Source organism: Ruegeria sp. B11, assembly GCF_056539785.1.
On sequence record NZ_JBQFVO010000001.1, the window covers coordinates 587877 to 613576 of the forward strand.

Genomic DNA, 25700 nt, shown 5'->3' on the forward strand with positions numbered 1-25700 from the left:
TTGACAAAATTGCTGTGCTTTGCCCCATTCGGCGTCATAGCCGGTCGGGAGAATCCCTTGAAACTATCGCATCGCATTACGCATCTGACCGAGGGTGGATCAGACGGCTGGGAGGTGTTCATCCGCGCGCGTCGGATGATTGCCGAAGGCCATGCCGTTACCGAGTTGACGATCGGCGAGCATGACATTCGGACCGATCAGTCAATATTGTCGGCCATGGAAAGTTCGGCCCGCAGCGGGCACACAGGATACGCGATGGTTCCGGGCACTGATCTGCTGCGTGATACTGTGGCCGCCCGTGTCCAAATGCGAACAGGTGTAGCGACCACTCGCAACAATGTCATCATAACCCCCGGCGGTCAGGCCGCGTTGTTTGCGGCGCACACCGCGCTTTGCGATCCGGGCGATATCGCGCTCTACCTGGATCCGTATTATGCCACCTACCCCGGCACGATCCGTGGCGTTGGAGCGGTAGCCAAACGCATAGAAACACGCGCCGAAGATTTGTTCCAACCTCGCGCTTCCGATATCGATGGCGCGGCAGGCGGGGCGGTGTCGCTGCTGATAAACTCCCCAAACAATCCAACTGGTGTGGTCTATTCCGCCGAAACACTTTCTGCCATCGCCGAGGTTTGTCAGCGCCGCGATCTATGGCTGATTTCCGATGAAGTCTACGATACGCAGGTTTGGGAGGGTGAACACCTGTCACCGCGCGCCCTACCCGGCATGGCTGAGCGCACTCTGGTCGTGGGTTCAATGTCGAAATCTCATGCCATGACTGGCTCGCGTTGTGGGTGGATCGTTGCTCCGGAAGGCGTGATCGACCACCTGATCAACTTGGCAACACATACAACCTATGGTGTGCCCGGCTTTATACAGGATGCGGCCAACTATGCGCTGAGCGTGGGACAACCTCTCGAAGACAAAATCGCCGCGCCGTTTCGCCGCCGCCGCGCTCTGGCGATTGAAGTGCTGGCTGCGCAGCAGGTCGTCACCTTAATACCGGCGCAAGGCGCGATGTATCTGATGCTGGATATCCGGGCTACGGGTCTTAGCGGCGATGTGTTCGCAAATGCGCTGCTGGACACGCATGCCATCGCTGTGATGCCCGGTGAGAGCTTTGGTTCTGCCGCCGCAGGTCACATCCGCGTGGCCATGACAATCGATGACGAGAAATTCGTCACATCGCTACAGACCCTATGCGAATTTGCCGCTCAATTGGCAGATGGATGACAATCGACCACCGAGTTTCAGAAGCGGAATGTGGTGCGCAAGTTGAACACATTTGCGTCGAGGCTTCGACCAGACTCCGGTATATCATCGAAGTTCTGCCGCAGCGCTTCGCCACTGATTACAAACCGTTCGCCAAGCGGATAGGCAACACCGATCCCGTAAACGGCTGCCGTATCACTGTCACCCGACGTACTGGCCCGCGCGGTTCCCAAGACAACATAGCCAAGGGCTGATCCAAAATCGTAGCCGCCGCGCAACTTCAATCGCGACATACTATCAAGGCTTCCTTCGGATTGTCCCAGATCAAGATTCAGGCGGTTATATTCCAGCTCACCGCCAAGCACGAAATTTCCAAAATCATAGTCGTATCCGATCAGCGGGCCAAAACTGCCCCCGCTTCCGCCTGCCCCTCCGGACCCATCAACATCTGCATAACCAAAGCTGAAACCAGCGTACGCGCCTGTCCAGTCTTCTGCCACAACCTGCCCTGCACCTGTTATCAGTGCTGCGGCGAGTGCGGCCAGTAATGACTTCATGCAGACCTCCAAACATCCGTTGCCGGTTTGGGCGCATCCCCGAGGCAGTGATCTGCTGATCAGCCAACCCCAGTATTTACTTAAACCTAAGGTACAAATCCAAATAACTACGTGCAGATTAACAGATTCTTACCGCAATTGGAAAAAAACATTTAGTCACGAGGATTTGCGCCCAGTTCATTTTGACTGATGGCCCAATAAAATTAGTCCAAAGTCGCAAACAGAACAGATTGTCCAAAAGTGCATTGAAACAATGGGCGCATCAGACTGAGGAAGTTGATGCATAACGAAGTTTGGAAAATTCAGCTGGTCAGCCGCACCATTGGTGCGGATCGCGGTCGTGCGGCACGAGGACGGCCAGCACTGGTCTAGGTACACTCACCCACATCGTACTTTTTTGACCGGACACACACATGAACGAACAAACCCGAAACTCATCCCGCAGCGGTGGCCGCGCCGCGCGTCGTGCCGCCCGTGCGTCAGCTCTTCCGGAACATCTTCGCCCGATTCGGCCTGGTATGGAGGGCGGAACCCTGAAGGTTCTGACCCAAGCACAGATCGAACGCATCCACGAGGCCGCTCTGACCGCACTGGAAACCATCGGCCTTGCTGATGCGCCACAAAGTGGGATCGACTATCTCGTGGCTGCGGGATGCACCTTGGGCGACGATGGCCGCATCCGCTTTCCGCGCGCATTGGTCGAGGACACAATCGCCAAGGCCAATCGCTCGATCACTCTGCACAGCCGGGACGGCAAATCGGATCTGGAGCTGTCGGGAACGCGTGTCCATTATGGCACCGCAGGCGCAGCGGTCAGCATGGTCGACGTGCATGGACAGGAATATCGCGACTCGACCCTGCAGGACCTGCATGACGCGACTCGCATCTGTGAACAGCTTGAAAACATTCACTTTGTTCAACGCCCCATGGTGTGCCGAGATATCGCCGACAACCTTGAGATGGATCTGAACACGGTCTACGCCACCACCTCAGGCACGTTCAAACATATCGGTACGTCGTTCACGGAGCCCAGCCATGTGGCCCCCGCCATCGAGATGCTGCACATGATCGCGGGCGGAGAGGACAAGTGGCGCGAGCGGCCCTTCATGTCCAACTCCAACTGCTTCGTTGTGCCCCCGATGAAATTCGCCACCGAAAGCTGCGAGGTGATGGAAGAATGCATCAAGGCCGGAATGCCGGTTTTGTTGCTTTCTGCGGGCATGGCAGGAGCTACCGCACCCTCGACCGTTGCCGGAGCGATCACACAAGCCACCGCCGAATGTCTGGCGGGTTTGGTTTATGTAAACGCCGTAAAGCCCGGTGCACCCGCGATTTTTGGCACTTGGCCTTTTGGTCTGGACCTGCGCACGGGTGCAATGTCCATCGGCTCGGGTGAACAAGCTCTGCTAACCGCTGGCTGCGCGCAAATGCACCAGTTCTACGATCTGCCCGGTGGTGCCGCAGCTGGTGCATCGGACGCGAAATTGCCCGACATGCAGGCCGGTTGGGAACAAATGTGTTCGAACGTCATGGCTGGGCTGTCGGGCCTGAACATGGTGTATGAAGCGGCAGGCATGCATGCCTCGTTGCTGGGCTTCTGCCACGAGAGCCTGATCCTGAGCGATGACCTGATCGGACAGGCACAGCGCTGTGTGCGCGGGATCGAGGTGACGGACGAGACACTGGCACTGGATCAGATGGCCGAAGTCTGCATGGGTGGTCCTGGGCATTATCTTGGCACCGATGCGACGCTAGGCCGTATGCAGGCAGATTACGTCTATCCTACCTTTGGTGACCGATCATCTCCGAAGGAATGGGTTGAGCTTGGCAAACCAGATCTGATCGAAAAGGCAGTGAAGCGGAAGGAAGAAATCCTTGCCGTGCCTTCCCCGGCCAGATTCGACCGGCTTCTGGACGCGGAAATTCGCGGCAAATTCAACATTTACTTACCCGCGTAAGACACTGAAAAATAAGCGGCCCGGAGCTTCCGGGCCGCCAGTACTCCTGCTTTATCAGCCGTTGGACGGCGGCAGCAGGCCCGCTTGTTCAGCGATGGTGATCTCATCCTGATCTAGCGCACCGTCGCCGTTTGCGTCCATCTGCGCAAAGCCTTCGGCATCAACATCAGGCACGACGGCCTGAACTTCATCGATCGTCAGTACTCCGTCGCCGTTGGTATCGGCGGCGCTTTGGCCGACGGCCAATGTCGGCAGGCCAAGTGCGAAGGTTGAGATAAGGGCCAGAATTTGCGGTTTCATGTTATGCCTCCTGATTGCGTTTTCTTGAGTGTTTGCGTCCGGACAAGCGCCAAAAAAAGCCCATCCTGAAGGCATGTCACCCGCTCAGATTGATATGGTCGCATTCAAGCCAATCTCTGCGTGTTTGACTGAGTCGCATTTGCGGACGATTGCCGGACGAAATGGCCAGTCGTGGCTTCGGCAACTCTTGCCCGATCCAAACAGGATGATCCGGCGAAGCCCTGCTCAGATCCGCGACTCGGGGTTGAAAAAAGAAAGGGGGCCGAAGCCCCCTGTCAGTTTCGCCTTCCAGGCTCATTTCGTTGACCGCCCGGTGTTTTTTTGCCTGCGGCCTGGACTGCGCATGGGACGAGCGCACCCGTCCCGTGAGAGAGTGGGAGGGAGCAAATATTCCGCCCCACCCTGTTCCCGGCCGACACGGGCATGTCGGCCGAGTGAAACAAGGCATCGATGGTAAGTCTCAGCGCCTTGCTTCGTATTCGTCGGGGCCGGTTACTGTGGCAGCATCCGACCCCTGCACCCCGGGTTGCCGGGGCGCTAAACTCAGCTACACCCGCTAGTTGCGCCGCAGGTGTTGCATTTCATGCAGGTGCCGTTGCGCACCAGCGTGTAGTTTCCGCATTCGCCGCATGGATCGCCCTCGTACCCTTGCATCTTGGCTTTGGTACGGGCGTCCATTCCGGTCGCAACCGCCGTCTCAGCGGGTGCTTCGAATGTCGCTGCGGTTTCGGCCATACCGGACACGTCGGCTTGACCACCATTGAAGACCATCAGATCCTGCGGTAGCCGCTTGCGCAGATACCCAGTCGAGCTGATTTGTTTCAGCACTTCCAGAGATTTGGTTGCCGCGCTTTCACTGATTTCCGATACGTTGGACAGACCATCCTCTTCGCCGCGACCCAGATCGTCGAAGGTTGCGCCTTCGGGCTTCACATGAGCCAGATCGGTGCGGTCCAGATAAGACACGGCCAGTTCACGGAAGATATAATCCAGGATCGACGTCGCGTTCTTGATCGAGTCGTTGCCCTGAACCATCCCGGCTGGTTCAAACTTGGTGAAGGTGAAGGCGTCGACGAACTCTTCCAGCGGCACGCCATATTGCAGACCAACCGACACGGCGATGGCAAAGTTGTTCATCATCGCTCGGAAGCCAGCGCCTTCCTTGTGCATGTCGATGAAAATCTCGCCCAGCTTGCCGTCTTCGAACTCACCGGTCCGCAGGTAAACCTTGTGGCCGCCCACGATTGCCTTTTGGGTATAACCTTTGCGGCGATGCGGCAGTTTCTCGCGATGGCTGCGGATCATTTCCTTGACCACAACCTTCTCGATCACCTTCTCGGCCAGAACGACGGCTTTTTCTTGCGTCGAACCGCTTTCCAGCACTTCGGCTGCCTCATCGTCATCTTCGACCAGCGCCGCCGCCAAAGGCTGCGACAGTTTCGAGCCGTCGCGGTACAGCGCGTTCGCCTTCACACCCAGCGACCAGCTGAGTTCGTATGCCTTCTGGCAGTCCTCGATGGTCGCGTCATTGGGCATGTTGATCGTCTTTGAGATCGCGCCCGAGATAAAGCTTTGCGCTGCAGCCATCATGGTAATGTGGCTATCAACCCCAAGGAAACGCTTGCCTTTCTTGCCGCACGGGTTGGCGCAGTCGAAGATCGAATAGTGCTCTTCCTTCAGATGCGGCGCACCTTCCAGCGTCATGGTTCCGCAAACATGGTCGTTTGCCGCGTCGATATCCGCCTTGGTAAAGCCCAGATGGCGCAGCAGATCGAAGGTCGGGTCATTCAGCTTGGTCGCCGGGATGCCCAGAACACCGGTGCAGAAGTCCTCGCCCAGCGTCCACTGGTTGAAGACGAACCGGATGTCGAACGCGCTTTCCAGTGCGGCATCTACTTTTGCCAACTCGTTCGGGCCAAAACCATGACCGGTCAGCGAGGTGTGGTTGATCCCCGGCGCGTTGCCGATGGTGCCATGACCAACCGCATAACCCACGATCTCTTCGATCTGAGCCGAGGAATAGCCCAGCTTCTCCAGCGCCGAGGGCACCGAGCGGTTGATGATCTTGAAGTAACCACCTCCCGCAAGCTTCTTGAACTTAACCAGCGCAAAATCCGGTTCGATCCCGGTCGTGTCGCAATCCATCACCAGACCGATGGTGCCGGTTGGTGCGATAACTGTGGCCTGCGCGTTGCGATAACCGTTCTTTTCGCCGAGGCTCAGCGCTTCATCCCAGGCTGACATGGCCAGATCGATCAGACGTTTGTCCGGGCAATTGTCGTGATCCAGAGGCACCGGCTTAACAGCCAGTTTTTCATACCCTTCGGTCACTCCTTGCGACGCACGACGGTGGTTGCGGATGACGCGCAGCATATGGTCTGCGTTGCGCTCATATCCTTTGAACGGGCCAAGCTCGCCTGCAATCTCTGCCGAGGTCGCATAAGCCACACCGGTCATGATCGCGGTCAGCGCGCCACAGATCGAACGTCCCTCATCCGAGTCGTAGCTGTAACCCATGTTCATCAACAGGCCGCCGATGTTGGCGTATCCCAGACCCAAGGTGCGGAAGTCGTAAGAGAGTTTCGCAATTTCCTTAGACGGGAACTGCGCCATGGTCACCGAGATTTCCAGCGTCAGCGTCCAAAGCCGCGAGGCGTGCATATAGTCCGCCGCCTGGAACTCACCGTCCTTGAAAAAGGTCAGCAAGTTCATCGACGCCAGGTTACAGGCAGTGTCATCGAGGAACATGTATTCCGAACACGGGTTCGAACCGCGGATTTCACCGTCTTCGGGGCAAGTGTGCCATTCGTTGACAGTATCATGGAACTGGATGCCAGGATCGGCACAGGCCCATGCGGCGTGGCCGACCTTTTCCCACAAATCACGAGCTTTGACTGTACGAGCAACCTTGCCGTCGGTGCGGTTGATCAGTTCCCAATCCGCGTCTTTTTCAACTGCGGTCAGGAACGCATTGGTCACCCGGATCGAGTTGTTCGAGTTTTGGCCCGAGACCGAGCTATAAGCCTCTGAATCCCAGTCCGTATCGTAGGTCGGGAATTCAATGCTGTCGTGGCCCTGCTTGGCGTAGTCCAGAACGCGCTTGATGTAAGTTTCTGGGATCGCGACCTTTTTCGCTTCGCGAACCGCATTTTTCAGGGCGTCGTTTGCGTTTGGATTATAGGCATCATCGGCAGAGCCGTCCCAAGACCGGATGGCCTCGAAAATGCCGTTCAGCATCTTCTCGTGCATCTTCGATCCGGCAACGATCGAGGCCACCTTCTGCTCTTCGATCACTTTCCATTCGATGAATTGCTCGATGTCCGGGTGATCTGCATCGACGATTACCATCTTTGCTGCTCGACGGGTTGTACCGCCTGATTTGATCGCGCCAGCGGCGCGGTCGCCGATCTTGAGAAATCCCATGAGGCCCGAAGACTTGCCGCCACCCGAAAGCGCTTCACCCTCTGCACGCAGATGGCTGAAGTTGGTTCCGGTGCCCGAGCCATACTTAAACAGGCGCGCCTCACGCACCCACAAGTCCATGATGCCGCCTTCGTTGACCAGATCATCGTCGACCGACTGGATGAAGCACGCATGCGGTTGCGGATGCTCATAAGCGGATTTCGATTTGGTTAGCTTGCCGGTTTTGTAGTCAACATAGTGGTGCCCCTGCGCCGGGCCATCGATCCCATATGCCCAGTGCAGACCGGTGTTGAACCACTGCGGCGAGTTCGGAGCTGCACGCTGGGTCGCCAGCATATAGCGCATCTCGTCAAAATAGGCGCTCGCGTCCTCTTCAGTCGAGAAATAGCCGCCCTTCCAGCCCCAATAAGCCCACGCGCCGGCCAGACGATCAAAAACCTGTTTCGATGAGGTTTCGCCATCAAATTCAGCATCTTCCGCAGCAACCGATCGCCACAGGAATTCGGGAACGTCCTTTTCCTTAACCTTCTTCAGCTTGGAAGGAACGCCGGCCTTGCGGAAGTACTTCTGTGCGATGACATCGCTGGCCACCTGGCTCCATTTTGCAGGCACTTCAATCTCGTCCAGACGGAACACGATTGTGCCATCCGGATTGCGAATCTCGGATGTTGCGGACACAAAATCCAGATCGGCATATGCATCCTGTCCCGGTTTGGTGAATTTTCTTTCAATCTTCATGTCCGCTGCCCCAGCTTCGATCTGTCCAAATTTCAAGTCCCGGCACTAAATCTTGATGCTGCGGGGTGCCGCCCGCACTACCGACGAATTTGAGACGCAAGGGACCGGACGCTGCCTAGAACAGCGCAGAACCGCGAATCCGGTCTACGTCATAGTGGTTTGCTTTCCGTCCCTCGCCCGATGCCTTTTCTGGTCATTGCCTACCAGATTTAGTGGCTCGTCTTTCGGCCCATACAATCTGACGTATATTCCCATAGTTGGTCAACGGGCTTTTTCGGTCATTTTTGGAATCTTTTAGCTTGACCTGTTTTGCTGAACCGGCGGAATTTCGCCGCATCGCGATTCCTCCACAGACATGTCCCGGACGACCAGCCCATTCCGCCTTGATGTGTCAGAGTGATTTCTCGTGTTTTCCGCCACAGTTAGAGGTCATTGATCAACCGATCCCGCGTTAAGGACATGTTCAGAGAATCATCGTCACGACATCGCAGCGCGTGCCATACTTGAAATCACACGACATTTCTGGATGGGAAATCTACTCTACATGCGTTTGATTTCATTGTTAACTATTGTGGCGCTAATCGTGTCCTGCACATCACAGGAAGCACCACCTGCATCTCGCAGCGCGCAATTCGACGGTTATCCGCAGAACCTTTTCAATTCCTTCAGGACCGACTGCGCGGGGCCGGGCGACAAGTATATCAAGACCACCGCAAGCATCTTTGAATGCCGCGAGACCTTGCCGCCCGAGGCAACGGCGTATTTGATTCTCAGCTTCAACGGTTATCCGCAGAACTTGCCGCAGATCGTAACGCGGCTGAGCTCGACCAAGAATCAGGCCGGGTATCGCGTGGACGCAGAGTTGTACTTTCTGGTTCCGCAGAAAGATGGTTCAACTCTTAGAATACCTATTGAAAGCAAAGATTTGGACAGGGATTTTTCCAAGCTCTACACCGATTATGGCGGAACGCCAGTGTAGAGGAAAAATGGTCGGGGCGGCAGGATTCGAACCTACGACCCCCTGTACCCAAAACAGGTGCGCTACCAGACTGCGCCACGCCCCGGACCGTGCGCCTTCCTAAACGTGCCGATCTGATTTGAAAAGCCCTAACAGGGCCAAATTGCAGGACCTTGCGAAAAAACTTCGTGGCGCATCTGCGATCCAGGCCGAATGGCGTAACGCTCGGCTAGGCCAGCGTTGATTTCCAGGACCGCATAAACCGAATCGCCGCCTTCGATTGGGCTCAGATCCCCCGGAATTGCACCTTCGTGCACACGCGTCACCGTGCCCGCGCGATCAACAAAGATCATATCAAGCGGAATCAGGGTATTCTTCATCCAGAACGCAACAGGTTGCGGCGGATCAAAAACAAACAACATTCCAGATCTGTTCGGCATGCTTTCGCGAAACATCAATCCGCGCGATCGCTCTTTCGGTGTGATGGCCAGCTCAACGTCGAAGCGAACCTCTGCCAGATCATTTCGAAGCTCGACACGATCCGGACGGCATTCAGCCCGCGCGATCCCGCCAATCAAAAAACTCAGGAGCGCCAGTACGAAAGCCGTTCTCATCATTCAGAACCTAGTCGTTCAGGGCCGCTTCCCAGGCCAGAACCTGCGCGGCCATTCTTCCGCGCTTGCCATCAATGACCCGCATGGCCAGCGCTTCGCCCGGTTGCAGATCTGCCAACCCAGAACGACGTAGCACCTCGATATGCAGGAATACGTCTTCACTGCTGCCGAAAACATTGGCAAAGCCAAACCCTTTGCCCTTGTCGAACCATTTGACGCGCGCAGCCTCAAGCGGAGCGCTGCCGATCACGGTTGGATCAAGCTCGGCAAAATCGGCCAACATCATGGTTTCCGCGCGAACAGGCGGGTCAACACTGATCACTTCGACCGCTTGAACACCGCGATCAGTTTTGTGGGTCATGATCTCGATGCCGGCGCCATCCGCGACCGAGCTTTGCCCGAAGTTTCGCAGCACGTTGACGTGCAACAGAATGTCCGGGCCGCCTTCGTCAGACACAACAAATCCGTATCCCTTGGCGGGATCGAACCATTTTACGTGTCCACGGACGCGGTACATGCTGTTCAGATCTTCTGGCACTGTTTTCCCATTACGATAGGCAAGTCGTTAAGGGTTTCTTGTTTATGTTTTGGCTCGCAAATTCAAGCTGAAAAAAGCTATTGTCTGCAAACAGTTGCATTTCACGCAACGCGAACGTCATGGATTTAACCTCAGCACTTGCCAGTCGGAATCGACATTTTGTCGCTTCCACTGAAACCTGTCATGCAACCTGAAGGCACCATCGGCCCAGAACTCGACTTCGACAGGTGTTACACGGTATCCCCCCCAAAATTCAGGGCGAGGCGGGTTGGTACCCAACTTTGCGGTCACTTTAGCCACTTCGGCCATCAGGGATGCACGACTTTCCAGCGGTTGCGACTGGTGTGACGCCCAAGCACCCAAGCGGCTTTTGAGCGAGCGCGAGGCGTAGTACGCGTCCGCCTGCGGCCCATCTTCCTTGGTGATTGTACCACGAACACGGATTTGTCGCCGCAAAGATTTCCAATGCATCACAAAAGCCGCTTTGTGGGCGCTGTCCAACTCCTGAGCCTTGGCGCTGTGATAGTTCGTATAGAAAACAAACGCGTCCTTCTCGATTTCCTTCAGCAGAACCATACGGGCATTCGGCAAACCTTCCGGGTCCACGGTTGCCAAAGCAATCGCATTAGGATCATTCGGTTCGGTCTTTTCTGCCTCGGCCAGCCACCGATCCGCGATTTCAAACGGATCAGCCCCGGCGAAGATGCCATTATGCTCGTTCATTTCCATCCCCAGGAAACAATTAACATGACCCTAAGGCGAGAACCCGCTGCGGGCAAGAGCGCATGGCCTTGAAGCAGGACAATCAATGGCATAAACCAACCGAACACAATGCGACGACAGGCGGAGAACCGAAGATGTCAAATCAGTTGATGGCCGGAAAACGCGGCCTCATCATGGGACTGGCCAATGACAAATCAATCGCATGGGGTATCGCCCGCGCCTTGTCCGACGCCGGGGCCGAGCTGGCCTTTTCCTATCAGGGGGACGCCCTGAAAAAACGCGTCGATCCATTGGCGGCGCAGTTGGGCAGCGAGATCGTTTTGCCCTGTGACGTCAGCGACGAAGAATCAATTAATGAACTCTTCAGCGCGCTGGAAAAGAAATGGGGTAAACTGGATTTCGTCGTCCACGCCATTGGCTTTTCTGACAAGAACGAATTGCGCGGGCGCTACGTCGACACATCGCGCGCGAACTTTAACCTGACGATGGATGTTTCGGTCTACTCTTTCACCGCCGTTATGCAGCGCGCGGAGAAAATGATGAACGAAGGCGGCAGTGCGATCACCCTCACCTATTACGGCGCTGAACAGGTCATGCCACACTACAATGTAATGGGTGTTGCCAAAGCCGCCCTTGAGGCGTCCGTAAAGTATCTGGCCGAGGATTTGGGCAAAGACGGCATTCGCGTGAATTCAATCTCGGCAGGCCCGATCAAAACGCTCGCGGCCAGCGGCATCGGCGATTTCCGTTACATCATGAAGTGGAACGAGTATAACTCGCCCCTGCGCCGGAATGTGACCATCGATGATGTTGGTAAATCGGCCCTGTATCTGCTGTCTGATCTCAGCAGCGGAGTGACAGGTGAGAATCTGCACGTGGATTCAGGCTATCACATCGTCGGCATGAAGGCCGTCGACGCGCCGGACGTTGAAAAAGGATAACAGACCATGAGCGCCAAGGACCGCCTGCCACACGAAAAAGGCTTCCACATCAGCTGGGATCAAATTCATCGCGACTCGCGCGCTCTTGCGTGGCGTCTGGATGGGCAAGGACCAGATGACGGCGCTTGGCGTGCAGTCGTGGCAATTACACGTGGCGGCATGGCCCCCGCGATGATCGTCAGCCGCGAACTGGATATCCGTACGGTCGATACTGTCAGCGTGAAATCCTATCATCATCAGGCGCAGGGCGAAGCAGAAATTCTCAAAGCGCCCAATGCTGATCTGATGGGGGATGGCACCGGTATTCTGATCATCGACGATCTGGTCGATAGCGGCAAAACGCTGGAACTGGTGCGCGAGATGTTCCCCAAAGCGCATTTCGCGACCGTATACGCCAAGCCCAAGGGCCGTCCGATGGTAGACACCTTCATTACCGAGGTCAGTCAGGACACATGGATTTTCTTCCCATGGGACATGGCGCTGCAATATGTCGAACCCTATCGGGGCACCGATTAATCAAGCGTTTTTCATAAGCGCTGAAATCACGGACTCACCATGACAATGACCCGCACTGCCGCCACCTTTGCCCCTCCGGTGATGGAGGCACGCCGTTGGCTGGACGGGGTCGAGTTCGCGGTTGACCGTCCGTTGATCAATGTCAGTCAGGCGGCCCCGGTCGATCCGCCCCCGTTAGCGCTGCGGCAAGCAATGGCCGAATTCGCAGTCGAGCAGGACAGCGCACATCTTTACGGCCCGGTTCTGGGCAACGATGACCTGCGGTCCGAGCTCGCGGCTCAGATCAGCGTACATTATGTGGCTGAGGTAACGGCGAATCAGATCGCAATCACCTCGGGCTGCAATCAGGCCTTTTCAGCCGTGATTTCGGCAATTACCGATCAGGGGGATGAGGTGATCCTTCCGACTCCTTGGTATTTCAATCACAAGATGTGGCTGGATATGGCTGGGGTAAAAACCGTTGATTTGCCCACAGACGATGATTTGCTTCCCGATCCGGAACGCGCCCGCGCCCTTATCACCGAAAAGACACGGGCGATTTCGTTGGTGACGCCGAACAATCCCGGTGGTGTCGAATACCCTGCGGACTTGGTGCGCCGCTTCTATGATCTTGCGCGGGAAACGGGGCTTCGTCTTTTGGTTGACGAAACCTATCGCGATTTCGACAGTCGATCAGGCGCGCCTCATGACCTGTTCCAGCAATCGGGTTGGGACGATACGTTTGTCCATCTCTACTCGTTCTCAAAAGTCTACCGCCTGACCGGTCACCGTGTCGGCGCGATTTCAACCAGCCCCGCCCTGTTGGCGGAGATCGAGAAATTTCTGGACACGGTCGCAATCTGCCCCGGCCAGATCGGCCAGTTTGCCGCGCTTTGGGGCATGCGGAACTTGACCCAATGGGTTGCAGGTGAACGAGATGAAATTCTCGACCGAAGAGCGGCCATCGCGGAAGGAATGCCACGCCTTGAAGACAAAGGCTGGCGTCTTTTGGGACTTGGCGCTTACTTTGCCTACCTCGAACATCCCTTTGGCATCGCTTCCGACGAATTGGCCCGACGGCTGGTACCCGAGGCAGGTATACTGCTGTTGCCGGGTACCATGTTCATGCCAGAGGGCAATTCCGCGGGAAAGCGGCAGGTTCGCGTAGCATTTGCCAACCTCGACCGCGCCGGTATCGCGCAATTGTTCGACCGATTGCAGGGCTTGTCCTTCTAAGCTTGCCCCCCGGCTGCACGCATCGTATTCAGGGCCGCAACCGACTGGGCAGACATTTGCCGACAAAACCAAGAGGGCACCATGGCCGCAGGCATGAAAAACCTATCCAAAACCTTTGTCTGGATTCTCATGGGTCTTTTGATGCTGGGCCTTGCTGGCTTTGGCGCCACCAGCCTGACCGGAACCGTTCGTACGGTTGCGCAGGTCGGTGATGAAAGCGTTTCGGTCGACGCGTATTTTCGTGAGCTTCAGCGCGAGATCCGGGCCGTCGAAGCGCAAACCGGACAGGCAATGCAGATTTCGCAGGCACATGATCTTGGCCTCGATCAACTTGCCCTTTCGCGCCTGATCGCACTGGCCGCAATCGATAACGAGGTCGGACAGCTTGGCATTTCGATCGGTGACGAGAACCTGCAGGACGAGATTGTACAGATACCGGCGTTCCAAGGTGTAAACGGTACATTCGACCGCGAAGCCTATCGCTTTCAGCTGGAACAGGTCGGAATGACCGATTCCGAATTCGAATCGGATCTGCGCAAAGAATCTTCACGCACCATCGTTCAGGGCGCGGTCATGAGCGGTGTTGAAATGCCCCGTACGCTGACCGAGGCTTTGTCGAACTATGTGCTGGCCCGCCGCAGCTTTACCGTGGCGACGCTGTCTGCCGACCTTCTCGAAACGCCCGTGGCCCAACCCACAGACGCGCAGATTCAGACATATTACGACGAGAATACCGATCAGTTCACCCTGCCCCGCACCAAGCAACTGACCTACGCCATTCTGTCGCCCGACATGCTGCTCGATACGATCGAAGTGGACGAAGATTCTCTGCGCCGTCTATACGACCAACGCGCTGACGAATATTTCCAACCCGAGCGCCGCTTGGTCGAGCGTCTGCCCTATCCCAGCGAAGAATCCGCAACCGAGGCGCTGGCACAACTTGAAGTTGGCGGGGCCGATTTCGAACAGTTGGTCCGCGAACGTCAGCTTGAGCTGAGCGATGTTGATCTGGGCGATGTCACCCGTGAAGATCTGGGCGATGCAGCCGACGCCGTGTTTGCCGCCGAGATCGACGATGTGGTCGGCCCGCTTCCCACGGTGTTCGGCCCTGCCCTGTTCCGGATCAATGGATCGCTGGCCGAGAACAATGTCAGTTTCGAAGACGCCGAACCCGAACTTCGTGCAGAACTCGCCGCCGACCGAGCGCGCCGTCAGATCGAAGCACAGGCCGAAGACATCAACGATCTGCTTGCAGGCGGCGCAACACTGGAAGAACTGGCCGGTGAGACCGAGATGGAACTGGGTCAGATCGACTGGACCCAGCAAAGCGACGATGGCGTTGCCGCGTATGACGGCTTCCGCTCAGTCGCTGAGGCTGTGCAAGAAGGTGATTTCCCAGAGGTCGCGTTCCTTGAAGATGGTTCGATCTTTGCGTTGCGTTTGAATGAAGTGCTGGAACCGCGCCCGGAACCTCTGGAAAGCGCCCGTGACCGTGTCGCCGAGGCATGGCTGCAGGTAGAAACTGCGAAAGCGCTGCAAAATCAGGGCAACACGGTTCTGACCCAACTGGCAACAGATGGCGACTTTACCGCCACAGGCCTGCCCTTCCGCGTCGAAAATGCGCTGACACGTACCGCATTCCTCGAGGATGTTCCCGTGGACTTCATGACTCAGGTGTTTGAAATGGACCCTGGCGAGCTGCGTGTCATTCCCGGAAACGGTAACGCCCTGATCGTGCGTCTGGATGAAGAGCTGCCTCCGGCGGAAACCGATGAGCAACGCCAGATGCAGGATGCACTGGCTGCGCAATTGAGCCAGGCGCTGGCGCAGAACATCTTTGACATCTATGTGCGCAATGCCCAGACACGCGCACGCCCTGTGCTGGATCAGCAAGCGCTGAACGCGGTACGGGCCAGTTACTAAAAGAGACAGAACATGGCCCTGACCCCGGATTTCGAAAGTTTCGCGCTCGCTTATGATGCGGGCGAAAATCAGGTCGTCTATACCCGCCTCGCCGCTGATCTGGATACGCCGGTTTCACTGATGCTGAAACTGACAGGCGCTCAGAAAGACGCCTTCATGCTCGAGTCGGTAACCGGGGGTGAAGTGCGTGGGCGCTATTCGATCATCGGAATGAAGCCCGATCTGATTTGGCGCTGTCAGGGCGAGACATCGGCCTTGAACCGATCAGCCCGCTTCGATGCCGAGGCGTTCGAGCCACAGGATGGCAACCCGATGGACAACTTGCGCGCCTTGTTGGCTGAAAGCCGCATCGCGCTTCCCGATGACCTGCCGCAGGCCGCCGCTGGCCTGTTTGGCTATCTGGGCTACGACATGGTCCGGTTGGTGGAATACCTGCCGGATGTGAACCCTGACCCGTTGGGCCTGCCCGATGCGATCATGCTGCGCCCCTCGGTCATTGCTGTGTTGGACGGCGTCAAAGGCGAGGTTACCGTAGTGTCGCCCGCATGGGCCAGCGAGGGCCAAAGCGCCAAAGCCGCCTATGCGCAGGCCGCTGAGCGTGTGATGGATGCCGTGCGTGATCTTGAGCGTGCCATGCCGGCCGAGACGCGCGATCTGGGTGACGCAATTGAAGTTGGGGCTCCTGTCTCTAACTTCACCAAATCGGGCTATATGGAAGCCGTTGAAAAGGCCAAGGAATATATCCGTGCGGGTGATATCTTTCAGGTCGTCCCGGCCCAACGCTGGACACAGGATTTTCCGCAACCGCCATTTGCCCTCTACCGCTCGCTGCGGCGCACCAACCCGTCGCCATTCATGTTCTATTTCAACTTCGGCGGCTTTCAGGTCGTAGGTGCAAGCCCAGAAATTCTGGTGCGTGTCTTCGGCAATGAGGTCACGATCCGCCCTATCGCGGGTACCCGCCCGCGTGGCGCGACGCCCGAAGAAGACAAGGCCAACGAAATCGACCTGCTGGCCGACAAAAAAGAACTCGCCGAGCACCTCATGTTGCTGGACCTGGGCCGCAATGACACCGGGCGTGTTTCTAAGATTGGAACCGTGCGTCCTACCGAAGAGTTCATCATCGAGCGCTACAGCCACGTGATGCACATCGTATCAAACGTGGTCGGTGAACTGGCCGAAGACAAGGACGCATTGGACGCGTTCTTTGCCGGGATGCCTGCAGGCACGGTATCAGGCGCGCCCAAAGTGCGCGCGATGGAGATCATCGACGAGTTGGAGCCTGAAAAGCGCGGCATCTACGGTGGCGGTGTCGGGTATTTCAGCGCAGGCGGCGACATGGATATGTGCATCGCGCTGCGGACGGCCATTGTGAAGGACCACAAACTGTATATCCAAGCTGGAGGCGGCGTTGTCTATGACAGCGACCCCGAAGCGGAATACATGGAGACCGTCCATAAATCGAACGCCATTCGCCGCGCGGCTGCGGATGCGGCGCGGTTTACAGGCAGCGGAAACATCTAGTAGGGCGGCGGATGGTCGCTGCCGTCACCCGTCCGTCAGCGATCCCGCAACGTCCTGCTGGACTTCTTTCATCATCACGGCAGAAATTGGGGCCATCGCCACGCGGCTGCCGCGATCCTCAAGCCCCCACAGCAACAGGGCTGAGATCGTCTCGGGACGCAGACGACCCAGCATCACCACAGCACCTTCCTGTCCGGCGCGGAAGGCTGCCTGATCCAGAAAACGCCGCATGATCTTGGGGTCCTGTTTGGCACCATCGAAATCGCGGAACACTACGCTGGATGGAATGCCGTTGCGCGCTGCAAGCTTTTGCGCAGTGTTTAGACCATTGTCCTGCGTCACCAGCCCGCGCCCGGTATCTCCGGCAATCGCCGCAACCTGATCAGCCAGCTTTCGATTGCCCTGAATGCCGCTTCCGACACCTTCCAGAATGCCAACGGTTTGAGGCAATTGATCCAACCACACCGACAACGACACCTCAGCGTCCTGAGCACTGGCGGCTTCGTGCATGTCAACCAAGGCCAATACTTCAAATCCAGCCTCGCGATGACGGGCCATTTTTTCCGCTGCATTCGGGTCAGACGGGCTGACGGCAAAACTTAGCGGGTATGGGAAATCCTGCAACGCCTCGGCCCCAAAAGCCCCTTCATCATCGATCAGAATGATCGACATCAATGGCTTGGATTCTGGATTTTCGAAGGTGGCAGCATGTGCTTCGATGGGCTTAGCCACCACTTCTGGAGTAATCACGGCTTGTTCGACGGGCGGGTCATCCCTTTCGGTTAGGGGCACGACACGCTTGCCGATCAACGAACCGGAACCTGTGGCCCCCTCTCCGCCAATTTGCGGCAGGGTCAATACGCGCGGCTGACGTACAGGGCGGGTATCTTCTTCACCCTCAACCGCGATTGGATTTTCATCAGGCACGGGTTCCGCTTCCTGAGCCTCTGGAGCTGCATCCGGCACATCCGCGATCTCAGGCTGCAAGGCAGCGACCTGAGGGGCCTCCTTGGGCGTTTCTTCCGCAACCTGCGGTTCCGGGGCTTCCTCGGGCGCAGGCGCTGCTGGAGCATCCGCGAGCGCTGCCGGTTCGGCTTCCTGTTGTGGCGAGGTTGGTTCGGCAAGTGGATTTGGCGGTGCCGCGGGCGCTTCGGTTTGAACGGTCACGTCAGAAGATGAGATCGCTGCAGGTGCCTCGGCTACGGTCGGTGCTCCACCCGCCTCAGGACGGGCACCGGGCTCAAGCTCGATACCTGCCAAGCCATCCAGCGAATCTGATGATAGATCGGGGGTTTCAGGGCCGGATGGTGGCAACTCAACCAGATCAGCATCTGCATTGCTTTCTTCAACTTTCGCAGCCTCCAGGGGCTGCGGAGTATCAGCCACTTCGGGCGCTGTTGCCGTCACATCTGGTTTACGTGACAAAGGAGTTGTCAGCGAAAGAACCGCGCCCAGTGCCAATACCGAGACCGCCCCGGCGATCACTCCACCGTAAAATCCGCTCATCGAAATCTCGCCTCTCGCGTTGTTTCGTGCCTCATCTGCCCAGACGCCATCTTCCGCGACGCTCACCTGTACGGTGTCAAGTTGGGTATGTCCTCTTGACGCTGCCGCACAAGCCTGAGCATGTATGTCCCGACATTATACCGCGCTCAGGGACTGCATCGCCAGCCCGAAATGCCCATAGGAAGATAAGTGCCCAAATGCTGCTGCTGATCGACAACTATGACTCGTTTACCTACAACCTCGTTCATTATCTGGGTGAGCTCGGGGCTGAGATGGTCGTGCGCCGGAATGACGCGCTGGATGTGCAGGAAGCAATGGCGATGAACCCGGCTGGTATTCTGCTCAGCCCCGGCCCTTGTGATCCCGATCAGGCGGGCATCTGTCTGGCCTTGACCGAAGCCGCGGCCGAGACGCAAACACCGCTGATGGGGGTCTGTCTGGGGCATCAAACCATCGGTCAGGCATTTGGCGGCAAGGTTGTGCGCTGTCATGAGATCGTGCACGGGAAAATGGGCACGATGAAACACACCGGCAAAGGTGTATTCGCTGGCCTGCCCTCGCCCTTCGAGGCCACCCGGTATCATTCGCTTGTCGTAGAACGCGAAAGCCTGCCCGATTGCCTTGAGATCACGGCCGAGCTTGAGGATGGCACGATTATGGGTCTGCAGCACAAAGAACTGCCGATCCACGGCGTCCAGTTTCACCCGGAATCCATCGCGTCCGAGCATGGTCACGCCCTGCTCAAGAACTTCCTGAACGAAATGAAAGTCCCCGCATGAGCGACGCTCTGAAACCGCTGATCGGTGCTGCGGCCGATCGACCTTTGACCCGTGCCGAGGCTGAACAGGCCTTTGGCATACTCTTTGATGGGGCCGCCACGCCCAGCCAGATCGGCGGGTTGCTGATGGCAATGCGCACGCGCGGCGAGACGGTCGAGGAATACGCCGCCGCCGCTGCCGTAATGCGCGCGAAATGCAATGCAGTGAAAGCTCCCGCTGGCGCGATGGACATCGTTGGCACGGGGGGCGACGGCAAAGGAACACTCAATATCTCGACAGCCACGGCTTTTGTGACGGCTGGCGCCGGTGTCACCGTTGCAAAACACGGTAATCGGAATCTGAGCTCGAAATCCGGCGCAGCAGATGCTCTTGGGCAGCTAGGTATCAACGTAATGGTCGGCCCGGAAGTCGTTGAAAAAGCGCTGAAAGAGGTCGGTATCGGCTTTATGATGGCCCCAATGCACCACCCGGCGATCGCTCATGTCATGCCTTCGCGGCAAGAACTGGGGACGCGCACGATTTTCAACATTCTGGGCCCCCTGACCAACCCCGCCGGAGTGAAGCGCCAACTGACCGGTGCGTTCAGCCGCGACCTGATTCGCCCGATGGCCGAAACTCTGGGTCTGCTTGGGGCTGAACATGCCTGGCTAGTCCACGGCTCAGACGGTACGGATGAGCTTACGATCACCGGGGTCAGCTGGGTCGCGTCGGTTGAGGACGGCGTTGTCAAAGAGGTCGAGCTTCACCCTGAAGACGCGGGCCTTCCGGTGCATCCGTTCGAAGATATCATCGGCGGCACCCCCGAAGAGAACGCGGTTGCCTTCCGCGCCCTGCTGGATGGGGCACCTTCAGCCTACCGCGACGCGGTGCTGCTGAACTCTGCCGCGGCGCTGGTCGTTGCAGATGCGGCAAGCGATTTGCGTGAAGGCGTAGCAATGGCCACAGAAAGCATCGACAGCGGCAAGGCCCGTGAAAAGATCACCGCGCTGGCGCGCATTACACAGGAAGCCGCATGACCGAGACCGTTCTGGACAAGATCAAAGCGTACAAGCTGGAAGAGATCGCTTCGGACAAAGAGCATAAATCTCTGGAAACACTGGAATCCGAGGCTCGGAACGCGCCCGAGGTCCGGGGCTTTGCCGAGGCGCTGCATACAGCGATGCGCAAAGGGTATGGCTTGATCGCCGAGGTCAAGAAGGCAAGCCCGTCCAAGGGCCTGATCCGCGCTGATTTCGATCCGCCCGCGCTTGCCCAAGCGTATGAAGAGGGCGGCGCGGCTTGCTTGTCTGTTCTGACGGACACGCCCAGCTTTCAGGGTGACAAATCCTTTCTGACCGAAGCGCGCGCGGCCTGTTCGTTGCCCGCTTTGCGGAAGGACTTCATGTATGACCCCTATCAGGTGGTCGAAGCCCGCGCATTGGGCGCAGATTGTATCCTCATCATCATGGCCTCGGTCAGCGATGCGCAGGCCGCCGAGCTTGAGCAAACCGCGTTTGACTGGGGCATGGATGTTCTGATCGAAGTTCACGACGCAGACGAGCTTGCGCGCGCATCGCAGCTGAAAAGCCCGCTGATCGGGATAAACAACCGCAATCTCAAGACCTTCGAGACGACTCTTGATACAACTCGTCATCTGTCAAAGCTGGTTCCAGCGGATCGCACGATCGTCTGCGAGAGCGGCCTTAGCACTCCGGCGGACCTCGCAGATATCGCCCGCTACGGTGCGCGCTGTTTCCTTATTGGTGAAAGCCTGATGCGTCAGGATGATGTAGCTTCGGCAACTCGAGCACTGCTCGCCAACCCGCTCATTCCCGGAGTGATGTGATGCCGCTGACCCATTTTGATGCCAAAGGTGAGGCCCATATGGTGGACGTGTCCGACAAGGCTGTCACCGACCGGGTTGCGGTTGCATCTGGATACATCAAGATGGCGAAGGAAACCTTTGATATCATTTCAGAAGGACGCGCTAAGAAAGGCGATGTTCTTGGTGTTGCCCGACTTGCGGGCATAATGGGCGCCAAGAAAACGCCTGACCTGATACCTCTGTGTCATCCGCTACCCGTGACCAAAGTCGCCATTGAACTGAGCTTAGACACGGACCTTCCCGGCGTTCAGATTGAAGCGACTGTAAAGACTTCCGGCCAGACCGGCGTAGAGATGGAAGCGCTGACAGCAGTCTCGACAGCCGCACTGACGGTTTACGATATGGCGAAGGCCGTGGACAAAACGATGGAGATCGGCGGCATTCGTGTTCTACTGAAAGACGGCGGAAAATCAGGGCGTTACGAGGCATCATGATCTCGGTTGAAGAAGCGCGGGCTCTGCTGTTCGATCTGGTCTCACCGCTGCCCGCAGAAACGGTTGCCCTTGCCGAGGCTGCCGGTCGTATCCTGGCAGAAAACGTTGCAGCAACGCGTGATCAGCCGCCCTTTGCTGCGTCATCGATGGATGGGTACGCCGTCAAGGCGGCCGAAGTCGAACTGCATGCAATGTTCAAAGTGGTTGGCGAAGCAGCGGCCGGACGTCGCTTTGCTGGAAGCGTCGGACCCGGCCAAGCTGTGCGGATATTCACTGGTGCGCCTGTGCCGGATGGTGCAGATTTCGTCGTCATACAGGAAGATGTCGACCGACGCGGTGATCTGATCACCATAATCGACGCCCCCGGTGAAAAGACCAATATCCGCCCTGCGGGGATCGATTTCAGCATCGGTACGCAGATCACGGCCCCGCGCCAGCTCAGACCCGAAGATGTCGCATTAATGGCAGCGATGAACATCGCTTCGGTCCCTGTGACCCGCAAACCCGTGGTTGCACTAATCTCAACCGGTGACGAACTGGTGATGCCCGGAGAAACACCCGGCCCCGATCAGATCATCGCCTCAAATACCTTTGGTCTTAAGGCGTTACTGGAAGATGCTGGCGCACAAGTTCGTGTACTTCCTATCGCACAAGATACCTTAGCGTCATTAGAAACAGCTTTTGGCTTGGCACAGGGCGCTGACCTCGTGGTGACCATCGGAGGGGCGTCGGTTGGCGAGTACGACCTGGTTGCGGATGTCTCGGAAGGTCTTGGGCTGAAGCAATCGTTCTACAAGATTCGCATGCGACCGGGTAAACCACTGATGGCCGGGCGGCTTGGGGATGCTGCGATGGTCGGTCTACCCGGAAACCCGGTCAGTGCCATGGTGTGCGGTTACCTGTTCCTCATCCCAATGGTGCGCCGCATGTTGGGGATTGAACAGGCCCTACAGCCATTCCAACGCGCCCGCCTTTCTGCCCCGCTCGGAAAAAATGGCCCGCGTGAGCATTATATGCGGGCGGTGTTGGACAACGGCGGCATCCGCGCCTGTGATGATCAGGACAGCTCGCTGCTAAGTGTTTTGGCGCAAGCCAATGCACTATTGGTACGCCAACCCCACGATCCCGCGCGCGAGGCCGGGGATGAGGTCCTTTACCTGCCGATCTAGCAAATCCGTTGACACAAAACGTGAACATGCGTAGAACAAAAGAAAACGCATGAGCGACGAGGTATGAGCAATGCTGACCAAGAAGCAATTGGATTTGCTGGAATTCATCCACAAACGCGTGCAAGCGGACGGTGTTCCGCCCAGTTTTGATGAGATGAAGGCCGCGTTGGATCTACGGTCAAAATCCGGGATTCATCGACTGATCACCGCGCTGGAAGAACGTGGCTTTATCCGCCGCCTTGCCCATCGGGCTCGTGCCATCGAAATTGTCAAGCTGCCAGAAAGCCTTGGGGGAGAGCCCACGGCAGGTTTCAAACCCCGTGTGATTGAAGGCGATCGCCCTGAAGGTCCACGCCCCGCGAACTTTGAACCCGTCACAGTTGATGCGATGGAATTGCCTGTTATGGGCCGGATTGCTGCCGGTGTACCGATCGAAGCGATCAGCCATGTTTCGCACCGTGTCGCTGTACCGGGCTCGATGGTGTCAGGTCGTGGCGAGCATTATGCGCTTGAGGTTCGTGGCGACTCGATGATCGACGCCGGTATCAACGATGGCGATGTCGTGGTGATCCGCGAAACAACGGCCGCTGACAACGGTGACATCGTGGTGGCATTGGTGGAAGATCAGGAAGCCACGCTGAAACGGTTTTTCCGCCGAGGTCAGGCCATTGCGCTGGAAGCGGCAAATCCGGCCTATGAGACCCGCGTGCTGCCAGAGGACAAGGTGAAAGTTCAGGGCCGCCTGGTAGGCTTGATCCGAAGCTACTGAGGCAACTTGGGGGACCATAGGCGGCGGCCTGAGATACCAGAACTCGCGAACAAACGCCCCTTGGATAACGCAAGACTGCCTGTCTTCCGCAGAAATTCCGTATCGTAAACGCTGCATTCACCGGTCAAAGTCAACGACACCGGGGCGACAATGATCTGATCTTTCCTGCATTCCTGAAAGGCGCTCGCAGCCCGCTTGCCAGTCAAGTGGACAAGCTCTTTGTCTCCCAGAAGAAAACGTTGAATTCCCGCTGATGCCTCTGGCCATCGCAAAGCGGCCTTTGGTTGATCTGCCCCGTCCCCGTCATTTTCCAGCCACACCGACGCGACAAATCCGCTGCCTTTCGGTTTGCTCAGCGCGCGCCCGTGTTCAGTCATCACTCCGACCAGCCCGCCGGTATCGGCGATCAGCACGTCTGGGCGGCTTCCCTGGCCCCACAGCGCTATCGCCAATGCTGCCGGGGCGATGCCGAGCCACCGTGCGTGCCCTTGCCACAGCATTAGCCACAGAAGAGACAGAGCCAGAACAGGCAATACGAAATACTCTGGGCTTACTACGTATCCGCGCGCGCCCTCCAGTCCCGCGATCCAATTGGCAACGGTAAGGATCCATCTCAGCCCAAGACCCATTACGTGCAATGCAATCGCTTCAAGCCCAAAAGGTGCAAGAAGGGCGGCGACCACCGCACTTGGAACGACCAGCGTTCCCATGACGGGCACGGAGACGAGATTTGCCAACAACCCATAGTGCGAAATAGCGTTAAAATGCGCCGCCCCGATCGGAGCTGTCGCGATCCCCGCGATCGCCGAGGATGTCAACAAGGCCAGCACAGGCCGCAGCCATTTTGGGCCTGGCATTGGGCCATAGTCCCGCAACGCGCCAAACCCTGCGACCAAGGCGGTTGTGGCTGCAAAAGACATCTGAAATCCGGGGCTCAAAAGAGTTTCTGGACGAAAGGTAAGAACAATCAGCGCAGCCACGGCCACCGCCCGCAATGAAATCGCGCGCCGGTCCAGCAATACGGCCCCCAGCATAACGCAGACCATCACAAAGGCGCGCTCAGTCGCGACGTTCCCACCAGACAGAAGCAGATAGATTGTCGACGCGAATAACGCGCAGAGCGCGGCCACCTTGCGTACGGGCATGCGAAGCGCGATGACAGGTACCATTGAGAACCCCATGCGGCACGCCACAAAAACGAAACCGGTCAACAAACCCATGTGAAGGCCCGAAATCGCCAGAAGATGAGCAAGGTTGGACGCGCGCAACGCCTCTAACGAGGCCTGCCCCATCCCGCTGCGATCACCGGTAGTTACGGCGGCGGCAAAGCCCCCGACTTCGCCCGGCAGGATCGTGCGCACCCAATCCGAGATCTCCATGCGCAAGGCCGTGATACGCACTCCGTCCAAACCATCTTGCGCCGCAGCCGACGTCAGGATCGGAACCCGAGTATATCCAACAGCGCCGAGTTGCTGGAACCAGGCGTGGCGGCGAAAATCAAAACCTCCGGGTTCAACTGGCCCTTGCGGCGGCGAAAGATGTGCTGTGGTCATAATCCGCTGACCCGGGGACAGCGCAACTGACTCCCCGTGAATAGAAAGCCGGATGCGCCGGGGTCTTTGATCAGCAGGAACGTCCCCGATCCGCACCTGATCCAATGTCACCCTCAGCGCATCCGACGCAGAGCGGTCCAGCGCTACGACCCTCCCCTCGACCGGGCCATAGTAACGCCATTGCAGGACCGGCTCCGCAACCATATGTGCCCGCGTCCCGGCCAGAGCGAACCCCATCGCGATCAGGGCTAAGCCAGTGGCCAGCGGTGACCACGCGGCCCCCATCCAACGGGTGGAGGCAAGCGCCAGCAAGGCAAGCGCCAGAACGCCGACATAGAGCTCAACCTCGGGTTCGAACCTGAGGCTGAAATACCAACCAATCCCGACCGCTAGGCAGATCGGGGACCACGGAAACAAGTGTCCCCGCTGGGTCAGCAGCGCGGTCTCGACCCGTGTCAGAACACGCATGGTTGCCCCCGTCCTTCG

22 protein-coding genes and 1 tRNA gene are annotated in these 25700 nt (G+C 57.6%); 14 read left to right on the forward strand and 9 right to left on the reverse strand.

All coding sequences use genetic code 11. From position 1 onward, the window contains the following. Window positions 1-57 precede the first annotated feature (57 nt). Entirely contained in the window at window positions 58-1233 is a 1176-nt protein-coding gene (locus tag ACR0I1_RS03005) for a pyridoxal phosphate-dependent aminotransferase (protein WP_480561451.1), read from the forward strand. Window positions 1234-1250: 17 nt separating this feature from the next. On the opposite strand, the gene ACR0I1_RS03010 is transcribed toward ACR0I1_RS03005, so the two are convergent. Next, window positions 1251-1769 (reverse strand): outer membrane beta-barrel protein, encoded by a 519-nt coding sequence (locus ACR0I1_RS03010; protein WP_170510161.1) that lies wholly within the window; start codon window positions 1767-1769, stop codon window positions 1251-1253. A gap of 413 nt (window positions 1770-2182) precedes the next feature. Here ACR0I1_RS03010 and ACR0I1_RS03015 point away from each other — a divergent pair, with 413 nt between their 5' ends. After that, window positions 2183-3727: a trimethylamine methyltransferase family protein gene (locus ACR0I1_RS03015; protein ID WP_480704910.1), complete on the forward strand. Its 1545-nt coding sequence runs from the start codon at window positions 2183-2185 to the stop codon at window positions 3725-3727. A 54-nt stretch (window positions 3728-3781) separates the two neighbouring features. Here the strand turns inward: ACR0I1_RS03015 and ACR0I1_RS03020 are convergent, their stop codons facing one another. Both ACR0I1_RS03020 and ACR0I1_RS03025 read right to left on the reverse strand, forming a co-directional pair. Further along, window positions 3782-4027 carry an EF-hand domain-containing protein gene (locus tag ACR0I1_RS03020; protein ID WP_170405941.1) on the reverse strand — a complete coding sequence of 82 codons (246 nt, stop codon included), beginning with the start codon at window positions 4025-4027 and terminating at the stop codon, window positions 3782-3784. A gap of 543 nt (window positions 4028-4570) precedes the next feature. Further along, on the reverse strand, window positions 4571-8188 hold the full coding sequence (locus ACR0I1_RS03025; RefSeq protein ID WP_480704912.1) for a vitamin B12-dependent ribonucleotide reductase: 3618 nt from the start codon (window positions 8186-8188) through the stop codon (window positions 4571-4573). A gap of 544 nt (window positions 8189-8732) precedes the next feature. Between ACR0I1_RS03025 and ACR0I1_RS03030 the strand changes: the two genes are divergently transcribed. Continuing rightward, on the forward strand, window positions 8733-9167 hold the full coding sequence (locus ACR0I1_RS03030) for a hypothetical protein (RefSeq protein ID WP_170392985.1): 435 nt from the start codon (window positions 8733-8735) through the stop codon (window positions 9165-9167). An 8-nt stretch (window positions 9168-9175) separates the two neighbouring features. Here ACR0I1_RS03030 and ACR0I1_RS03035 read toward each other — a convergent pair. From ACR0I1_RS03035 to pdxH, 4 genes are all read right to left on the reverse strand, one after another. Next, window positions 9176-9252: transfer RNA gene (locus ACR0I1_RS03035), tRNA-Pro, on the reverse strand. Window positions 9253-9295: 43 nt separating this feature from the next. Beyond that, window positions 9296-9763 carry a DUF192 domain-containing protein gene (locus tag ACR0I1_RS03040; protein WP_170392984.1) on the reverse strand — a complete coding sequence of 156 codons (468 nt, stop codon included), beginning with the start codon at window positions 9761-9763 and terminating at the stop codon, window positions 9296-9298. 7 nt (window positions 9764-9770) lie between these two features. Then, on the reverse strand, window positions 9771-10298 hold the full coding sequence (locus tag ACR0I1_RS03045) for a cold-shock protein (protein ID WP_170392983.1): 528 nt from the start codon (window positions 10296-10298) through the stop codon (window positions 9771-9773). 117 nt (window positions 10299-10415) lie between these two features. After that, entirely contained in the window at window positions 10416-11021 is a 606-nt protein-coding gene (gene pdxH, locus ACR0I1_RS03050; protein ID WP_170405948.1) for a pyridoxamine 5'-phosphate oxidase, read from the reverse strand. Window positions 11022-11155: 134 nt separating this feature from the next. On the opposite strand from pdxH, the gene fabI reads away from it, so the two are divergent. The 5 genes from fabI (at window position 11156) to trpE (ending at window position 17140) form a co-directional block, all read left to right on the forward strand. Beyond that, window positions 11156-11962, forward strand: a complete 807-nt coding sequence (gene fabI, locus ACR0I1_RS03055) for an enoyl-ACP reductase FabI (RefSeq protein WP_170405951.1) — start codon at window positions 11156-11158, stop codon at window positions 11960-11962. Window positions 11963-11968: 6 nt separating this feature from the next. Further along, window positions 11969-12478 (forward strand): xanthine phosphoribosyltransferase, encoded by a 510-nt coding sequence (gene gpt, locus ACR0I1_RS03060; RefSeq protein WP_170392980.1) that lies wholly within the window; start codon window positions 11969-11971, stop codon window positions 12476-12478. Window positions 12479-12517: 39 nt separating this feature from the next. Then, window positions 12518-13693, forward strand: a complete 1176-nt coding sequence (locus ACR0I1_RS03065) for an aminotransferase (RefSeq protein ID WP_480704915.1) — start codon at window positions 12518-12520, stop codon at window positions 13691-13693. Window positions 13694-13774: 81 nt separating this feature from the next. After that, window positions 13775-15616 (forward strand): peptidyl-prolyl cis-trans isomerase, encoded by a 1842-nt coding sequence (locus ACR0I1_RS03070; protein ID WP_480704917.1) that lies wholly within the window; start codon window positions 13775-13777, stop codon window positions 15614-15616. Between the two features lie 12 nt (window positions 15617-15628). Then, window positions 15629-17140 (forward strand): anthranilate synthase component I, encoded by a 1512-nt coding sequence (gene trpE, locus ACR0I1_RS03075; protein ID WP_480704919.1) that lies wholly within the window; start codon window positions 15629-15631, stop codon window positions 17138-17140. 24 nt (window positions 17141-17164) lie between these two features. On the opposite strand, the gene ACR0I1_RS03080 is transcribed toward trpE, so the two are convergent. Continuing rightward, a complete protein-coding gene (locus tag ACR0I1_RS03080) occupies window positions 17165-18712 on the reverse strand; it encodes a divergent polysaccharide deacetylase family protein (protein WP_480704921.1) in 1548 nt (515 codons plus the stop codon). Between the two features lie 131 nt (window positions 18713-18843). On the opposite strand from ACR0I1_RS03080, the gene ACR0I1_RS03085 reads away from it, so the two are divergent. The 6 genes from ACR0I1_RS03085 (at window position 18844) to lexA (ending at window position 23661) form a co-directional block, all read left to right on the forward strand. After that, on the forward strand, window positions 18844-19425 hold the full coding sequence (locus ACR0I1_RS03085; RefSeq protein WP_170392975.1) for an anthranilate synthase component II: 582 nt from the start codon (window positions 18844-18846) through the stop codon (window positions 19423-19425). Continuing rightward, complete coding sequence (gene trpD, locus ACR0I1_RS03090) at window positions 19422-20441, forward strand: anthranilate phosphoribosyltransferase (RefSeq protein ID WP_170465332.1); 1020 nt, start codon at window positions 19422-19424, stop codon at window positions 20439-20441. Before ACR0I1_RS03085 ends, trpD begins: the two co-directional genes overlap by 4 nt. After that, a complete protein-coding gene (gene trpC, locus ACR0I1_RS03095; RefSeq protein WP_480704923.1) occupies window positions 20438-21250 on the forward strand; it encodes an indole-3-glycerol phosphate synthase TrpC in 813 nt (270 codons plus the stop codon). Before trpD ends, trpC begins: the two co-directional genes overlap by 4 nt. After that, on the forward strand, window positions 21250-21723 hold the full coding sequence (moaC, locus tag ACR0I1_RS03100) for a cyclic pyranopterin monophosphate synthase MoaC (RefSeq protein WP_480704925.1): 474 nt from the start codon (window positions 21250-21252) through the stop codon (window positions 21721-21723). The genes trpC and moaC overlap by 1 nt, the downstream gene beginning before the upstream one ends. Further along, entirely contained in the window at window positions 21720-22892 is a 1173-nt protein-coding gene (locus ACR0I1_RS03105) for a molybdopterin molybdotransferase MoeA (protein ID WP_170392971.1), read from the forward strand. The genes moaC and ACR0I1_RS03105 overlap by 4 nt, the downstream gene beginning before the upstream one ends. A 70-nt stretch (window positions 22893-22962) precedes the next feature. Then, window positions 22963-23661, forward strand: a complete 699-nt coding sequence (gene lexA / locus ACR0I1_RS03110) for a transcriptional repressor LexA (protein ID WP_170392970.1) — start codon at window positions 22963-22965, stop codon at window positions 23659-23661. Here the strand turns inward: lexA and ACR0I1_RS03115 are convergent. Further along, window positions 23655-25682, reverse strand: coding sequence for a ComEC/Rec2 family competence protein (locus ACR0I1_RS03115; RefSeq protein ID WP_480704927.1), 2028 nt, complete (start codon window positions 25680-25682; stop codon window positions 23655-23657). The two genes, lexA and ACR0I1_RS03115, sit on opposite strands and share 7 nt — an antisense overlap. Between the last annotated feature and the right edge of the window lie 18 nt (window positions 25683-25700).

Excerpts from the sequence above, each read along its gene's own strand:
- ACR0I1_RS03010 (WP_170510161.1), bottom strand. The coding sequence starts at position 1,769 with ATGAAGTCATTACTGGCCGCACTCGCCGCAGCACTGATAACAGGTGCA.
- ACR0I1_RS03015 (WP_480704910.1), top strand. The coding sequence starts at position 2,183 with ATGAACGAACAAACCCGAAACTCATCCCGCAGCGGTGGCCGCGCCGCG.
- ACR0I1_RS03020 (WP_170405941.1), bottom strand. The coding sequence starts at position 4,027 with ATGAAACCGCAAATTCTGGCCCTTATCTCAACCTTCGCACTTGGCCTG.
- ACR0I1_RS03025 (WP_480704912.1), bottom strand. The coding sequence starts at position 8,188 with ATGAAGATTGAAAGAAAATTCACCAAACCGGGACAGGATGCATATGCC.
- ACR0I1_RS03030 (WP_170392985.1), top strand. The coding sequence starts at position 8,733 with ATGCGTTTGATTTCATTGTTAACTATTGTGGCGCTAATCGTGTCCTGC.
- ACR0I1_RS03040 (WP_170392984.1), bottom strand. The coding sequence starts at position 9,763 with ATGATGAGAACGGCTTTCGTACTGGCGCTCCTGAGTTTTTTGATTGGC.
- pdxH (WP_170405948.1), bottom strand. The coding sequence starts at position 11,021 with ATGAACGAGCATAATGGCATCTTCGCCGGGGCTGATCCGTTTGAAATC.
- fabI (WP_170405951.1), top strand. The coding sequence starts at position 11,156 with ATGTCAAATCAGTTGATGGCCGGAAAACGCGGCCTCATCATGGGACTG.
- gpt (WP_170392980.1), top strand. The coding sequence starts at position 11,969 with ATGAGCGCCAAGGACCGCCTGCCACACGAAAAAGGCTTCCACATCAGC.
- ACR0I1_RS03065 (WP_480704915.1), top strand. The coding sequence starts at position 12,518 with ATGACAATGACCCGCACTGCCGCCACCTTTGCCCCTCCGGTGATGGAG.
- ACR0I1_RS03070 (WP_480704917.1), top strand. The coding sequence starts at position 13,775 with ATGGCCGCAGGCATGAAAAACCTATCCAAAACCTTTGTCTGGATTCTC.
- trpE (WP_480704919.1), top strand. The coding sequence starts at position 15,629 with ATGGCCCTGACCCCGGATTTCGAAAGTTTCGCGCTCGCTTATGATGCG.
- ACR0I1_RS03085 (WP_170392975.1), top strand. The coding sequence starts at position 18,844 with ATGCTGCTGCTGATCGACAACTATGACTCGTTTACCTACAACCTCGTT.
- trpD (WP_170465332.1), top strand. The coding sequence starts at position 19,422 with ATGAGCGACGCTCTGAAACCGCTGATCGGTGCTGCGGCCGATCGACCT.
- trpC (WP_480704923.1), top strand. The coding sequence starts at position 20,438 with ATGACCGAGACCGTTCTGGACAAGATCAAAGCGTACAAGCTGGAAGAG.
- moaC (WP_480704925.1), top strand. The coding sequence starts at position 21,250 with ATGCCGCTGACCCATTTTGATGCCAAAGGTGAGGCCCATATGGTGGAC.
- ACR0I1_RS03105 (WP_170392971.1), top strand. The coding sequence starts at position 21,720 with ATGATCTCGGTTGAAGAAGCGCGGGCTCTGCTGTTCGATCTGGTCTCA.
- lexA (WP_170392970.1), top strand. The coding sequence starts at position 22,963 with ATGCTGACCAAGAAGCAATTGGATTTGCTGGAATTCATCCACAAACGC.
- ACR0I1_RS03115 (WP_480704927.1), bottom strand. The coding sequence starts at position 25,682 with ATGCGTGTTCTGACACGGGTCGAGACCGCGCTGCTGACCCAGCGGGGA.